Annotated in this window: 14 protein-coding genes and 2 riboswitches; of the genes, 7 read left to right on the top strand and 7 right to left on the bottom strand. The window is 41.0% G+C overall.

Going from position 1 to position 14832, the window contains the following annotated elements; all coding sequences use genetic code 11:
* Positions 1-29: 29 nt before the first annotated feature.
* The 4 genes from QMF37_RS12390 to QMF37_RS12375 are packed head-to-tail and all read right to left on the bottom strand — an operon-like array spanning position 30 to position 3362.
* Entirely contained in the window at positions 30-785 is a 756-nt protein-coding gene (locus QMF37_RS12390) for an energy-coupling factor transporter transmembrane component T family protein (RefSeq protein ID WP_151897509.1), read from the bottom strand.
* Complete coding sequence (locus tag QMF37_RS12385; RefSeq protein ID WP_283478412.1) at positions 766-2196, bottom strand: ABC transporter ATP-binding protein; 1431 nt, start codon at positions 2194-2196, stop codon at positions 766-768. The genes QMF37_RS12390 and QMF37_RS12385 overlap by 20 nt, the downstream gene beginning before the upstream one ends.
* Positions 2189-2770, bottom strand: a complete 582-nt coding sequence (locus QMF37_RS12380) for an ECF transporter S component (RefSeq protein ID WP_058385267.1) — start codon at positions 2768-2770, stop codon at positions 2189-2191. The genes QMF37_RS12385 and QMF37_RS12380 overlap by 8 nt, the downstream gene beginning before the upstream one ends.
* A 1-nt stretch (position 2771) precedes the next feature.
* Positions 2772-3362 (bottom strand): YkoF family thiamine/hydroxymethylpyrimidine-binding protein, encoded by a 591-nt coding sequence (locus QMF37_RS12375; RefSeq protein ID WP_283478411.1) that lies wholly within the window; start codon positions 3360-3362, stop codon positions 2772-2774.
* Between the two features lie 91 nt (positions 3363-3453).
* Positions 3454-3559: riboswitch (TPP riboswitch) on the bottom strand.
* Positions 3560-4532: 973 nt separating this feature from the next.
* Here QMF37_RS12375 and QMF37_RS12370 point away from each other — a divergent pair.
* A complete protein-coding gene (locus QMF37_RS12370; protein WP_078080441.1) occupies positions 4533-4937 on the top strand; it encodes a hypothetical protein in 405 nt (134 codons plus the stop codon).
* The gene (locus tag QMF37_RS12365) at positions 4921-5244 is read left to right on the top strand and encodes a type II toxin-antitoxin system RelE/ParE family toxin (RefSeq protein ID WP_256204461.1); all 324 of its coding nucleotides are present in this window, start codon (positions 4921-4923) and stop codon (positions 5242-5244) included. The genes QMF37_RS12370 and QMF37_RS12365 overlap by 17 nt, the downstream gene beginning before the upstream one ends.
* A 300-nt stretch (positions 5245-5544) precedes the next feature.
* On the opposite strand, the gene QMF37_RS12360 is transcribed toward QMF37_RS12365, so the two are convergent.
* Positions 5545-5835, bottom strand: coding sequence for a hypothetical protein (locus tag QMF37_RS12360; protein ID WP_071154684.1), 291 nt, complete (start codon positions 5833-5835; stop codon positions 5545-5547).
* Between the two features lie 241 nt (positions 5836-6076).
* Positions 6077-7279 (bottom strand): MFS transporter, encoded by a 1203-nt coding sequence (locus QMF37_RS12355; RefSeq protein WP_283478410.1) that lies wholly within the window; start codon positions 7277-7279, stop codon positions 6077-6079.
* An 84-nt stretch (positions 7280-7363) separates the two neighbouring features.
* Positions 7364-7463: riboswitch (purine riboswitch) on the bottom strand.
* 392 nt (positions 7464-7855) lie between these two features.
* Between QMF37_RS12355 and QMF37_RS12350 the strand changes: the two genes are divergently transcribed.
* Positions 7856-9145 carry a M48 family metallopeptidase gene (locus tag QMF37_RS12350; protein ID WP_283478409.1) on the top strand — a complete coding sequence of 430 codons (1290 nt, stop codon included), beginning with the start codon at positions 7856-7858 and terminating at the stop codon, positions 9143-9145.
* A gap of 268 nt (positions 9146-9413) precedes the next feature.
* On the opposite strand, the gene QMF37_RS12345 is transcribed toward QMF37_RS12350, so the two are convergent.
* Positions 9414-10460 (bottom strand): bifunctional glycosyltransferase family 2/GtrA family protein, encoded by a 1047-nt coding sequence (locus QMF37_RS12345; RefSeq protein WP_283478408.1) that lies wholly within the window; start codon positions 10458-10460, stop codon positions 9414-9416.
* Positions 10461-10791: 331 nt separating this feature from the next.
* On the opposite strand from QMF37_RS12345, the gene QMF37_RS12340 reads away from it, so the two are divergent.
* The 4 genes from QMF37_RS12340 (at position 10792) to QMF37_RS12320 (ending at position 14647) form a co-directional block, all read left to right on the top strand.
* Complete coding sequence (locus tag QMF37_RS12340) at positions 10792-11553, top strand: uracil-DNA glycosylase family protein (RefSeq protein ID WP_283478407.1); 762 nt, start codon at positions 10792-10794, stop codon at positions 11551-11553.
* Positions 11554-11576: 23 nt separating this feature from the next.
* Positions 11577-12560, top strand: a complete 984-nt coding sequence (locus tag QMF37_RS12335) for a macro domain-containing protein (RefSeq protein WP_283478406.1) — start codon at positions 11577-11579, stop codon at positions 12558-12560.
* Positions 12561-12641: 81 nt separating this feature from the next.
* Positions 12642-13277 (top strand): vWA domain-containing protein, encoded by a 636-nt coding sequence (locus tag QMF37_RS12330; protein ID WP_283478405.1) that lies wholly within the window; start codon positions 12642-12644, stop codon positions 13275-13277.
* 485 nt (positions 13278-13762) lie between these two features.
* Positions 13763-14647, top strand: coding sequence for a proline iminopeptidase-family hydrolase (locus QMF37_RS12320; RefSeq protein WP_283478404.1), 885 nt, complete (start codon positions 13763-13765; stop codon positions 14645-14647).
* Positions 14648-14832 lie beyond the last annotated feature (185 nt).

The following is a 14832-nucleotide window of genomic DNA, read 5'->3' as shown; positions in this document are numbered from 1 at the left end:
AAAGAGAATTTCCTTTTTTGAAAAGATTTTTAGCTCAACCAAACGCCGCCAAGACAGCTAATAAGTAAAATCGTCATAAAAACACCAGACATGAAGATATCTATGCGACCTAATCGAATGGGGCAGTAATAAGCGCTTCTAATGTTACCTGTAAACCCGCGTGCTTCCATAGCAAATGCTGATCGTTCAGCCTTTCTAACGGCTCCAGCAAGCATGGGAATTAACACACGGTGCATAGCTAGTATTCGTTGCCAACTATATTTCTTCGTTTCAACAACGCGCAGTCTTTGAGCTTGTTGGATTTGTAAAAATTCTTCTTTCATAACCGGTAAAAATTGATAGCCGACCATTACACCATACGCAAGCTTCGGGGAAAGCTTTAGCTGTTGCATGAGACTCATAATAAACTTTGCCGGATCGGTCGTAAAAGCGAATAACAAAGATAAAGTCGAGAACGCCATAACGCGAAAAGCTAGTGACAAAGCGTATGCCCATTGTGTATCAGTCACATCAATTCCAGCAAATGACCAAATAACGGTACCGCCAGTATTTGCGCCGAATACGACAGTAGTCCATAAATAACCAAAAGCACCAATCGAAAAAGGGAGCATGAAGACCAACCATAGCTTCCAATTTGTACGACTCATTGTTAGTTGTAAAAGAATGATGCCTAGCCAAAACAACAGGGGCGTCCACGGATTAAAAAAGAACGCAATAATAAGCATTGAAATCGTCACTAAGATAAATTTGATTGAAGGATTCATGTCATGCAAAAGATTTTGCAAGGTCAGCCACTCCTTTTGGTGCTAGTAAATGGTGTAACGTGAGCAGTCTTTCGTTCTGCCATACGTCTTTTGCTGCAAATTTACCTGTCAACTTGCCACCTTTAATGAGTAGCACCGAATCAGCAAGGCTCGCCGCAAATTCCATATCGTGTGTCACAATCAAAAGCGTTGTACCTTCCCGAGAGCGCTGGTCAATCAATTCAAAGAGTTCGAGCAGCGCGGCAGCATCCTGCCCAGAAGTCGGTTCGTCCATCAATAGTACTGGGCGTTTATCGGCGAGCATAGCGGCAATCGCTACACGGCGTTTTTGTCCGTGGCTAATGGCGAAAGGATGAGCGTTGTGAATTTCATCCAGACGTAAGTTTGTCATTAATCTATCGAGTTCTGAGCGACTAGAGGCTCCTGAATAAGCGACTTCTTGAGCGACTTGTTGCGTCAAAAACAAATACTCAGGAGATTGTGGAACATAGCCAATGCCTTTTGACTCAACAGTACCGGTCGACTTTTTGTAAATACCACATAGTGATTTGACGAGTGTGGATTTACCGCTGCCATTAGGTCCCGCAATAACGACTATTTCACCGCGTTCAACTGAAAAGGATAAAGGCGACAGCAATTGGCGGTTGTTAATCGTGAATGACAGTTCTTCAGTTCGTAATGCTGTGGTCTCTCGTATTGCAGAATAGCGTTTGGGGAATAAAACCGGCTCTCTCTGTGTAAAAGACTGGTCCACTACTAGCCGACCATCCCCATCCAGTTGGATTTCTCGTTCGAAAAAGGAACCCCAACTGCTTAACCTGTGCTCAACCGCGACAATAGTTAAAGAAGATCTTGTCTGTAGTTTCTCTAGCCAGTTGACAAATTGTTGTGCTGTATACGGATCCAAGTGAGAAAGCGGTTCATCTAGCAATAACACTTCAGGGTCCATGATTAGCGCACAAGCAGTTGCAACTCGTTGTTTTGTACCACCTGACAACGACTGAATGATGGCTTTTCGCAGATAGGTCAGGTCCGTCAATTCTAAAACCGCGGTAATGCGAATGTCCATGTCTTCAAAAGGTGTATGCAAGTTTTCTAACGTAAACGCCAGTTCTTCTTCAACGGTAGGCATGCAAAACTGTGAATCAGGATCTTGAAAAACTGTTGCAACGCGGTGATTGATTTCTCCAGGGGCATAATCACTAGCTGGTTTTCCAAATAGGCGAATTTCACCGTCAATTGAGCCATCGCAGTTGTCAGGATACAAGCGATTTAGTATATACAAAAGCGTGCTTTTGCCGCAACCACTGGGCCCAGAAATGACTAGCTTTTCGCCTCGACAAACCGAGAATGAAAGATTTTCTAAGGTTTTTTTAGAGTCTTCAGGAAAGTGAAACGACACTCTATTTAAAGAGAAAATCTCTTCAGGCATTGATATCACCTTTTTTCGTTCGAGCAATGGCGTAACCGCGGAGTGATCCGGTCGCAAGTAAAGCGTCTCCGATATACTTTCCACCAATACCCGCAATTATTGCCCCACTAAGAACGCGAATCGTAAACATTAACGCGACGAATGATGGATCCAGTGCTGCATAACCAGAAATGAAGTAGCCGTAAACAAAGCTGAAAACAGCTGATCCGATTCCTGCAAGCATAAGCACCAAAATAGTGAAATGCTTATAACCGGTTAATGCAAATGCCGCTTCAGCACCGAGCCCTTGAATAACACCAGATAAAATGAGACGCGGGCCGACAGCATTGCCAATTAGGACTTCAATTGCCGCAGCCATCGTTTCAGAAAGAAAGGCAGCACCCGGCTTGCGGATAATATACATGCAGATTATTGATACAATAAACCAAATACCGAACATCCATTCATAAGCAAGTGGTCCAATTACAGCTGCCCAAATATTCGCTGCGTGAACAAACAATAAATAGACGATGCCGAAAACGACCGCAAATAACGACATCAATACCACTTCTTTTAATTTCCACGACTTCAACATATTATGCACCTCCATGAGATGGACTATTGATGCTCATGGATATGGTCATGACCAAATGGCGATGTTTATCAGAGCGGGCATTGGTGAATGCTTCTTCATAAAAATCGAATACCTCATGAATATCGCCATGAATACCGCTTACGTAATGCATGGAATCGTTGAAAACGCCTTGATGTTTAGCGCGCTCGACTTCACGGTAAATTACTGTCATGTAATCTGGATTGTTCATCGGGTATAGCGCAAATTGTGAAGATACGTATTGTTGTGTGTTGTCGGTATTTACTAGCACATCGTCTTTTTCTAAATAGACATCACCTGACGAATCACCAGGACAACCAATTGAAAAAGTGCCGGACAGTGCGACATGTTCGCCTGTCTTTGCCGTATGCAAGGCTAGAACTTTAGCGACATTAAAGACGTGAACTTGCTTGCCTCGTATTACTGTAGAGACGTCGTCCGTATGCATCCAAACGTTCGATGTGTCGGTATCGTTTAACGCCCTTTTAATTACTTTGATAAAATCGCCAGTCATCGGATGCAGTGAAAAGCGAAATCCGACGATGGGGTTTGTGCCGCATTGCAGTGAGTCCATGAATAATTCCTCCTTAAAAATGTGCACAAAAAAGACCGCATCCGTGAAGATGCAGCCATAGTCTACAAATAATTAATAAAAGAAATTATTTCAGAAATGCGCCGCACTTCCTCACGCAGGTATTATCCTGATCGAGTTTTGAGGGATCGAAGCTTGCGCTTGCATCTCAGCCAAAGTGGGCACCCCTAGTGCAGAAAACGGTATGCGGTTTTTGTGTTCGGGTTGTTCCCGATGAGTTTAGTGTAGAGGAAGTGACTGAGGAAGTAAAGAGGGGATTTGGAGACAGTAGAAGTGGCGAGAGGGGTTGAGAAAGAGAGACAGGTGAAAGTCGCTCCGATCGCTTTGGGCATGGCTCTCGCACTAAGTCAGAAAAGAACACCTGTCTCAGTGCTTCGCCGAGCCCGTGACCGCGCCTCGCTTGGTGAGTTGACAGTAGGGGAGAAGTAAAGTTAGTTTTTTGTGATTTCTCATGAGCTTATAGTTTGTAATAGCTTGCGAAAATCCTTCAAAGCTTTTACGAATGTTTTTTGCAAATGAAATATCGGGCAACATCATACGTAGCTTTTCGATAGGATAGTATTAGTAAAAATGAAAATCACAAGATTACTTTGCTTAATACTTGTATAAAATGGAAGAACTGCACTGTGAAATGGAATTGGAATAAGACAAGCATCATTCTTCTATATTCTCATGAAAAGCTTATGAAGATGGACCTCCCCAAAGTGGAGTTGGCCTCGTATTGGTTTAAAGAATGGACAGCTGAATTAAACGGGAAATAGCCAGCAAAGACTGGTGTTTGAATGTAACTTAAGTGCAGTTAAGTTACATTCAAATTGGTCAGGAAGTAACGAGTTGGAACTTTTAAAAAGAGTTTAGTAGCTTGAGAGAATTTTTGCATGAGCAATCAAATCGATTACAAGACAAGATATAGTAGCTTTACACTAGTGCCAAACAAAGAGAATGAGCTAGAGCATCAATTAAGCTGCTTTTTTAATATCTGAATGTAACTTAATGTGAATTATGTTACATTCACTTTCTTTTCTATGGCTCTTCAATAAGTCGCCGGTAGCCAATGTTTTTTCAGTTCGTCAAACGTTCCTTCACCCTAAAAAATGATATACTTTAAAAAAAGAAATAAATAATTTTATTTTAAAGTTAGGGGTGAAACTAATGAGTGGTATTATGCCGAAAAAAAGAGCGTCTGAACACGGACTGAAGCCCGGAAAAAAAGCAAAAAGACGGGTACGTGTTTCGCAGCAACGACAATTGAGCATCCCCAAAGATTTTTACCTGGCTCTTGGACTCACCGATGAAGCCGTCATGGAATTTACGGGGACAGAGATCATCATCCGGCCTGCCACATTCGAAGAAGTCGATTTCTCTGCAGATATTTTACAAGACTTAATCGCTCAAGGTCTTTCTGGGCAAGAGTTGTTGCAAGAATTCAAGAAAATCAAAGCCCGCATTCCAAAAGCCCTGCAAGCATTGGAACAGGAAACGATGGCTCAGCCTGTCATCCAAGGAAGTTTAGACGACTATTTAGACGCTCTGGAGGATAATGAAGAAGATGAGTGAAGACTTGTTGCCAGTTCAGCTCAGCAAACGAGCTGGAAAAGAGTTGAAAAAGATCAAGAAGTCCGACCAAGTCCTCTATCGGAAAATGGACGAAGCCATTACGAGCATCCGTAAGGATCCGGCCATTGGCGAAGCGAAAAAAGGGGATTTAAAAGGCTATTCCTGCTTGGACGTTCATCACAGAGGCACCAATTATGAGCTGTGTTATGCCCTACGAGAAAATGAAGAGGGCGAAATGGTTCTGGTTGTATTACTGGGGACTCGCGAAAATTTTTATTTGGAATTAAAACGGTATCTAGGCAACTGATAAAAGCCATCCTAAGCAAAGGATGGCTTTTTGTTGGATTAAATACAGCTAAAAAATGAAATTTTGAATGTAACTTAAGCGCAGTTAAGTTACATTCAAAACAAAGATAATTTCTGATTGACCAAATATCCGGTAGTAGGATTATTACAGGATTTATTTAGTATAAAAAGACTTTAATCACCTGATCTTTCTGAACTAAATGTTTTTCTGCATTAATCTATCACAACATTTAATTTAATGACTGGAGAAAAATCTTTCCAAAAAGATGAAGGCGAATGTATGAAATTAATATTTAAGTCCTTAACCTTCAGCAATTATTACATACAGCCTTTTTTTATTATTAACTACAGCAATATCCCCCTGGTTTGGGCTAGCTGCTTCATAGATTACTGTACCTACCGCCAACTTAGAAGCTGCCCCATTTACAAAATCATCAGCGTCATCTGTTTGAGTTTTGATTTCAAGTACTTTTTTCCCTAATTCTAATTCCGGATAAAAATCTCTGTCGATCTCCTCGGCATTGATGTAAGTAAGATCATCCACCATGATAATGTCCGCATCTGGATTTTCTGTTAACCGTTCCTCACACATTGTGAGACCCATTTAGCATTAAATAAATTAAGACATTTTAATTTGTTTACCCTATAAAAATTTAAAAAATTAAAGAAGTTCACTCTTTTTGTCGTCAAATTTGAATGTAACTTAATCCTAAGTAAGTTACATTCAGAATACTAGTTCCAGTGAAATTCGACGAGTAGCAATAGGAAACAAAAGCCCCTTAGAAAACCAGTTGATTTCCTAAGGGGCCTTCTTTTAGCTGAATAAGTAATGTTTACTTTTGCTCGAAGTTCGCTTTAACGTATTGATTGTCAGAAGCTTTGGTTGTGCGCTTGATGGCAGGACGTGTGATCGAAAACACTGCGCAGCCAAGAGCGACAACAACAATAACAGCGCCAACCCACGGCATACTTGAAACTGAGCCGGTTTGAGTCAAAGCGATTCCACCGATTGCCGAACCGAGCGCAATACCTACTTGAAGTGCAGAATTATTAAAACTTTGCTGAACGTCAGACGTTGCTGGATCCGTTTCAATCAAGTAGCTTTGCTGAGCAGGTGCAAGAGTCCAACTGAGTGCTGCCCAAATGATCATTACCGGTAAGAAGACGATCAATGAGAATGTAGTGAACGGAAGGAAAAACAACACGATCGCAAACGCAGAGATCACAAGAATGATACTCTTTTTCGAACCAATCGAATCAGATAATGCGCCGCCAATTGCGCCCCCACTTACTGCCGCTATACCAAACAGTAAATAACAAATACTGATCCACGTCGAGTTTAGCTGCAAGTTCACTTCTAAGTAGGGTGTGAAATAAGCATAAACGGTATAATGCCCAGCCAGCATAAACAAGGTTGCAAGGTGTGCAGTGCCAATTTTTGCGCTCGCCACTGCTTTTAACTGCTGTTTAAATGGAACTGCAGTGCCACCAGGAATCGGTTGGATGTAAAGTGCAATCAGCACCATAGAACCAATTGACAATAGGGCGATACCAAGGAAAATAAACCGCCATCCAAAAGCGTCTGAAATGAGAATTCCGAGCGGCACACCAAGAACCAGTGAAGAACTAATGCCCATAAAAATAAAACCAATTGCTTTGGCACGATAACGTGGTTCCACAAGCTTCGCAACAATGGTTAGAGACAAAACGACGATAAGTGCTGTACTCGCTGCAGTGATCACGCGTGCAATCATCATCCACGTAAAGTCAGGGCTGAAATAAGTTAGTAAGTTACCAAGAAAAAAGACAAACATAGAAATTAAATAAACTTTTTTTCGTTCAACTTTGCTGGTGGCGACAAGTAAGACCGGACCGGCAATAGCAATAATCATGGCGAATACGGTAATCAGCTGTCCGGCGGTTGCTAAAGATACATCGAATTCTTCCGCAATTGTCGGCAAAATCCCCCCCACAATTAGTTCGACAAGTCCAACAGCGACGGTAGACAAGGCTAAAATATACACTTTTAAATTCATTTTTGTACGCTTCCTTTCTTGAGTGCATTAATCAAACTCTCAAAGATCTTTATGAGAAAACATAAAAAAATCCTGCTTACAAAAAACGAACAAGTCGTTTTCTGTAAGCAGGATTTTTCGGCTCCTGGTAGAGACCCCTAAGCCATATCCTTAAGGTTATACAGATGCATATAATAAGTACTTTAAAAATAGTACTACAGTTTAGAAGTTTCTGCAAGTATGCTAATCAAAAGCTCAAAATCTATAATGAAAATAATTATTCAACTATATATGTTGAACTAATAAACCGATAGCAGTCGATATTCCGCAAAACAGCTCGCTTGCCGGGGGCTCGCGCTGAACTAACTCGAGCTAAACGCCCGAGTGGATTTCAGCACTTCGCTTGTTCCCCAAGGCGTCTTCGCTATTTTGCTCCATCTCTTCAGAGACACTTCCCAGCAAAGGCTTGTCCATGGCACCGAAGCGGCATATTTGTTGGATTCTTTAATTCAATTTATATAATTTAAAATTACATTCTCTAGATGGGCACTATGTGCTATTATATGTAAGATATTCCAATTTGAAAGGAAGTACACGATGAATCAGACGAGTATTCAGTCAAACAGAGAAACCACGTATTTTATTATTAGCTTAGTTTTCAGCATTGTTATTTACGCACTAGCAGCTGTATCGATTATCGGTATTGCCATTGCCTTAACCATTTTTATCATTTTACTTTTCACAAACGCAATTATGCTTGGTTCGATTCGCGGAAATGGAGTCCGGATTCATGAGCGGCAGTTTCCAGACGTTTATGAGCGTGTCCAAGTTTTAGCGAAACAAATGGAACTGAAAAAAGTGCCGGATGTTTTTGTCATTCAATCGGAAGGGGCACTTAATGCTTTTGCAACTCGTTTCTTCGGTCGCGACATGGTCGTTTTGTATTCTGAAGTGTTTGAACTGGCACGCGAGCAAGGGCAAGAAGAGCTAGACTTTATCATTGCTCACGAACTGGCACATATTAAACGTCGTCACGTTTGGAAAAATCTGTTAATAATGCCGGCTGGTTTTATTCCTTTTCTTGCTGAAGCGTATAGCCGGTCTTGTGAATACACGTGTGATCGTCATGCTGCGTTTACAATTCAAAACGCGTCAGCTGCAAAACGTGCATTAACGCTTCTTGGAATTGGCAAGAAGACATATGCAGAAGTAAACGAAGATGCTTATTGCGAGCAAATCGCTACAGAGTCAAACGCTGTTGTGTGGTTAAGTGAAGTGTTATCGACGCATCCCCGCTTACCAAAACGTATTCAGGCTATCAGCCAATTTGATAATAAGGATGCCAAGTTTTACGAGCCTGCTCACGGAAAAATCGTTCTGGGTGCTGCAGCAATGCTCGGTGTGCTCGGTGCTGCTTACTTGCTGACGGTTGCTCTTTTTGCCGGAAGCGCATTTGCGTTTTCACAGTTCCTGCCGGATTTTGAAGATGCTCTTTATGAAGAGGATTACGCAGTAGAAGGCCAAACCGCTTTAATGTCTGCTGTTTCGATGGGTGACCTTGCAGCAGTTGAAGTAGCAATTGCAAATGGGGAAGAGTTGAATGCAAAGGATTCTGAAGGAGCAGATGCCTTGATGTACGCCACTTATTCTGGAGATTTGGCTATGATGGCGTATTTGTTAGATGCTGGAGCAGATGCCAATACGGCGGATGACTACTCAACAGCACTTGGAACAGCTGTGATCTATGGTGAAAATGAAAGCGCATTGCTGCTAGTGGAAAACGGAGCAGATCCTGCTTTGCCTGGACCGGACGGCTTGAGTGCAATCGATCATTCGGGGGCTGAGAGTAGAGCAGAGTTTTTGGAGATGTTGGAAGAAGGAAATTGATCTTACTTGGTCTTCAATAATTACTTGAATAGTTTCGTTTTTTAACCTACATCGCAATTGATAGAGAAACCAAAAGAGTGGAAAACTCTCTTGGTTTCTTTATTTTTTTATGTAGAATGAACTTGTGATGCGCGTAAATGTTATTAGAAGGGGAGAAAGTTTTGATCATCATGCCTATAGAGAAAACTGCAAAGCACCAGTAATACGATCGGTTTTTTAAGTATGCAATAATTGTTCTTCAAAAAATGATTCGGTGCTTTTAGATCAATTATTCTTTACGAAATACCCAAGCACGCTGAGCCACAAAGCCAACGATAAAGAGAATGGCATCCACACCGACTTTCAAAATCATCTCTCCACGTCCGAGCCACTCGGCATAAAGCAAATGAACTGAACCGGCAGAAGTTAGCATGATAAACGCAGCCAGTATATAATAACGAACAAGCGACTTGCTGGATCCTTGTTTAAAGACTTTATTGCGGTTGACGTAATAATTAAACAATGAAGACAAAATGCGTGCCGCAATGGTTGCTAAAATAATGAACAGCTCTGGAGCGGGATCTTTAAGCAGTTGGATAAATACCCAATAAAGTCCGATGTCCAGTGCAAAAGATGCTCCTCCTGACAACCCATAAAAAATAAATACTTTATAAATATGGTAGGAATCTCTCAACGGGTGGAAATGGGAGGTTTGGTTGTCATCCAAATAGATGGTGTCAATTGTCACTTCTCCTACATCCATCTTATTTTTTCCTAAATACGCCAACACATTCATTTCATATTCAAATCGCTCACCAATTACCGTAAGCATTTGGGGGAGGTAGTCGACCGGAATGCCTCTTAAACCGGTCTGTGTGTCAGAGAGGACAACGCCGGTTGAAAGTCTAAACAGCAACCGCGTAAAGCGATTGCCAAATCGACTTCTAAATGGAATGTTTTTTCCAGTGAAGTCTCGAACACCAAGCACAACTTGATCAGGTGTCTTGAGTAAATGTTGCGCTAATTTCACCATGTCATTGGCTGAATGCTGACCATCTGCATCCGCTGTGATGACGGCTTTAAATGGAAGTTTTTTTGTGAGTATGTAGTGAAAAGCGGTTTTTAAAGCGCGCCCTTTTCCTTGGTTAACGGCATGGCTCACTACCGTTATTTCTTTATGTAATTCCAGTGACTTAAATATAGTCGAATATTCTTTGCCGCTGCCATCATCAACAACGATAATGTTTTGGAAACCAGCATCGATTATTTGTTGGACTATATTCAAGCATTTTTGATCTGGTTTATATGCTGGAATAATAATAGCGAATGGTTCCACATAGGGCCTCCTTTCTGCTTTTGCTAGCGCGTGAAGTTTACCGTCAAGCGATTAACTAAATGCTTTGACAGTATGGTCTTCATTATAAGAATACCCTCGTGTCATTGACTTCACACAGTATTTAAAAAAGTTAGTAGAAATTTTATCTGAATGTTAAAAGTGATTAGTAAAAAAAGAGGAACTTTAATAATATCTAAGAAGTAGAGCCTTATTTTTAAAGGCAAAATCAATAAGAGTGTTGAATGACTTTTAAAAAATTAAGTCATCAAACTATAGGTTTCCAACTAGTGGTAAGTTACAAGTATGTTCAGTAAAAAGGAGAGTAATATCCGTGTCAATCACCAACTATGCTAAGTTTCAGCAATACAAAAAAAGGATTCAATCGATTCCATCGTCATATACAAAAGAAGAACTAATTAACGAAGAATTTTTACTGGCAAGAGACGACAAGAAAAAGTTAGCGATTTATTATGCGCCTTTTGAGTATGTGAATAAAGATGCAAAAATAGTAATTGTGGGCATCACACCTGGATTTCATCAAATGAAAAAATCGTTTTCAACGGTGATAGATGCAGCAGGGGCAGAACATGATGATGAAGAAATTCTTCGGAAAGTAAAAAACAACTCTAGTTTTGAAGGACCTATGCGAAAAAATTTAGTAAAGATGCTAGATGAGTTGGAGCTGAATGAGCATTTGGGATTGTGTTCTAGTTCAGAGTTATTCGAGGATGCTAGCCACTTAGTACATACAACATCCGTAATTGCTTATCCGGTATTCTATAATGGCAAAAATTACAGCGGCTCAACTCCTAATTTAGTGAAAAACAAGCTGTTGAAAAAATACATGACAGAGAATTTTGCGGAAGAATTAAAGAATTTAAGTGAATCTTTGATTATTCCTTTAGGTGTAAACGTTTCGAATGCCTTGAATTATTTAGTAGAGCAACGAGTGATTTCAAGCGAGCAAATTCTCTCAGGTTTTCCGCACCCTTCAGGAGGCAACGGACATCGCCATAAGCAGTTTGCAGACAATAAAGACGCGATGAAAAACAAACTGAAAGATCATTTTGCGAAAGTAAAATTCATCAACTAATTTAACGAAAAGGAGATGTCCGTATGCCACTAGAAATCGTCCGAAACGACATTACGAAGATGACGACGGATGCTGTTGTCAATGCTGCCAACAGCCATTTAAAAATGGGTGGCGGTGTGTGCGGTGCTGTATTTAATGCGGCAGGAGCTCAGGCGTTACAAAAGGCATGCGACCAGATTGGTTATTGCGCTGTGGGAAGAGCGGTGCATACAGATGCTTTTGCGCTGAATGCCAAATACATTATCCATACGGTTGGACCTGTCTGGCAAGGGGGTAGCCACAACGAAGAAGAAAGGCTTCGAGAATGTTATAAAAATTCACTAGAACTTGCTTATGAGCTTGGCTGTGAGTCGATTTCTTTTCCGCTCATTTCCACTGGAATATTTGGCTACCCAAAAGAACCGGCTTTGCAGATTGCCATTTCCGCAATTGACCTATTTTTGAAGGCGCATGAAATGCATGTGTCTGTAGTGGTGTTCGACAAACAATCTTTTGGAATCAGTAAAAAACTTTATCGATCCATTTCGGCTTTTATTGATGATAATGAGGCAAGTGTGCTAGAGGAGAAGAGTACTCGCTATCGTAAGAAAAGTAGTTCAGAACCTGCCTCTAGTCCAGAAGCAGAAGTTGACGTAGCATCCCATTTACAGGCTATTTTTAAAGGTATGAATGAATCTTTTTCACAACGACTACTCCGCTTTATTGACGAAAAAGAAATGACAGATACTGAAACCTATAAAAAAGCGAATATTGATCGCAAGCTGTTTTCCAAGATTCGGAACAATACAGACTATACACCTTTAAAAAAGACCATTATCGCTTTTGCAATAGCTCTTGAACTGGATCTAGCTGAAACAGAGGATTTACTTGAAAAAGCAGGATATCGATTATCGCGTAGCCATAAATTTGATTTGATTATTCTTTATTTCATTGAACGTAAAAATTACGATATTCATGAAATCAACGAAGCTTTGTTCGCGTTTGACCAAATGCTTCTCGGTGCGTGAGATGTCGCTTTAAAAGCGACCCATTTGATTGTTGAAAATCATATTCTTAAGTTGTAAAGAAAACTTGAGGAGGAATAGATGATGAAAAACAAAACGACAGAATTGGTGTTTATTCTCGACAAGAGTGGATCAATGGCTGGACTAGAGCAGGATACCATTGGTGGCTTTAACGCATTGATCGAAAAGCAGCGGAAGCTTTCGGGCGACATCCATGTTACAACCGTATTGTTCAATCAAGGCTACGAACTCTTGCATGACAGAATTTCGTTAAAAAGTGTTTCTCCACTAGCTGAAAAAGACTACCAGGTAGGAGGAATGACGGCGCTACTGGATGCAATCGGTTTGACAATACAGAAAATAAGCAATGTGCAAGAACAGCGAGCAGGTAAAGTAATGGTTGTGATTACGACAGATGGCTTAGAAAACTCCAGCTGTGAATACACGTATAAAAAAATCCATGAAATGATTGCGATGCAGAAAAAACAAGCACACTGGGAATTCATCTTTCTTGGCGCGAATATCGACGCAGTCGCGACAGCGCGTCAATTTGGAGTAAATGAGGAGTTCGCGGTCAACTACCATGCAGACGCTAAAGGAACTCAGTTAAACTATGACGTATTGAGTGAGGCTGTCACTTCTTTTCGAACTGGAAAAAAGATCGATCGCAGTTGGAAAAAAGATATCGAAAAAGACTTTACTACTCGCGCGAAGAAATAAAGTTCCTTCGTTTCCTTCCATAAGGAAACGAAGGTTTTTTACTTGCTGAGTTAAAAGCTAAAAGGTACTTTTACTCTCTGCTACTCACTTCTTCCTGAAGATAATCTGCAAAATCAAGACAAGTAATTTCATCTGTGATTATTTCTGAATTTCTACACTCATAAATTTCACGAATACACTTACTCAAATCAATAGCAAAATTATTTTTGCTGTACTTGGTAAACTTTCTCAAAAGGCTATGCGAAGACAAAGCCATTGCTTGGAAACTTCATTTGTACCGATTCACCGCTGCCTCTGCCAAACAAGCTCTTAAGCTAACTGACTGTGACGACATCCGGATCTAAATTACCCGAACATGCCACCGTTGCGTTTGGGTTGTAGAATGGTTCTGTAAAACGAGGCTTTTTGAGAGCGATAAAAAAGGAGTTTTTTATCTTAAAGAGAATTAAGAGGAGGAGTAGCTAACGAGAAGGAGGGATCACTTAATGGAAAACGTTACAAAAGGTTTTATCCCTGTTACAGGAGGCCGAATTTGGTATCAAGTCAGCGGTGATGGTCCCGGTATCCCGCTTTTGGTTTTGCACGGCGGTCCAGGTGGCAAAAGCAGCGACAACAGTCCACTTTATCGATTAGGAGACGAACGACGAGTGATTCACTACGACCAACTAGGCTGCGGAAAATCAGATCGACCAACAGACACGAAACTTTGGACAGTCAAGCGTTATGTAGAAGAGCTAGGGCAAGTAATTAAAGCATTGAAACTTGAAGAAGTTCATATTCTGGGGCACTCCTGGGGAACGATGCTAGCTGCTTCTTATTTGTTCGAAAAGCCAGACGGTATCCGCAGTGTTATTTTTTCTGGACCTGCTTTAGATGCACAGAGATGGGAACGCGACCAGCGCAATTACTTGAAACAATTTCCGCAAGAGATTTGGGATACAATCAAACAAAGTGAGCTAAAAGGTACGACAGACTCTGCAGCATACAATGAAGCAATGCTGGTCTTTTATAAGCGTCATGTATGCCGTGTCGATCCATGGCCAGAAGAAATGCTAGAAGACATGGTCAAGATGAACCAACAAATTTATAACTTCATGTGGGGTGCTTCCGAATTTACCGTTACCGGCACATTAAAGAATTTTGATGCAACTGGACGCTTGCATGAAATTGAAATTCCTACCCTTTTTTCATGTGGTCGCTATGATGAGGCTACGCCAGAAGCAACAGAGCGTTATGCAAAGCTCGTTCCAGGTGCAGAATTCCATATTTTTGAAAACAGTTCTCATATGCCAGCAATCGAAGAACCGCAGGCATATGTAGCAATGATTCGTGAATGGCTAAGTCGGCATGATTTGCGATCGCAAGTATAAAAGAAGTTTTATAGAGAAAGTGGAGTAAGTTGCTAAAAAAATTAGTAATATAAAAAGCCACGCGTGTTGATTAACCAATAAATGACAGACTGCTCCTGCTGAGCGTAAAGTACTCGTAGAGAAACGTCGTCAGTGCATCCAGCCAAATCAGCGGTAAGGTGCCGGTCAATAGCGTTCGCTGAAAG

It is taken from the genome of Planococcus sp. S3-L1 (assembly GCF_030063085.1).
Classification (GTDB): domain Bacteria; phylum Bacillota; class Bacilli; order Bacillales_A; family Planococcaceae; genus Planococcus; species Planococcus kocurii.
The sequence above is the reverse complement of the archived record's forward strand: the minus strand, read 5'-3'. Positions and strand labels throughout refer to the sequence as shown.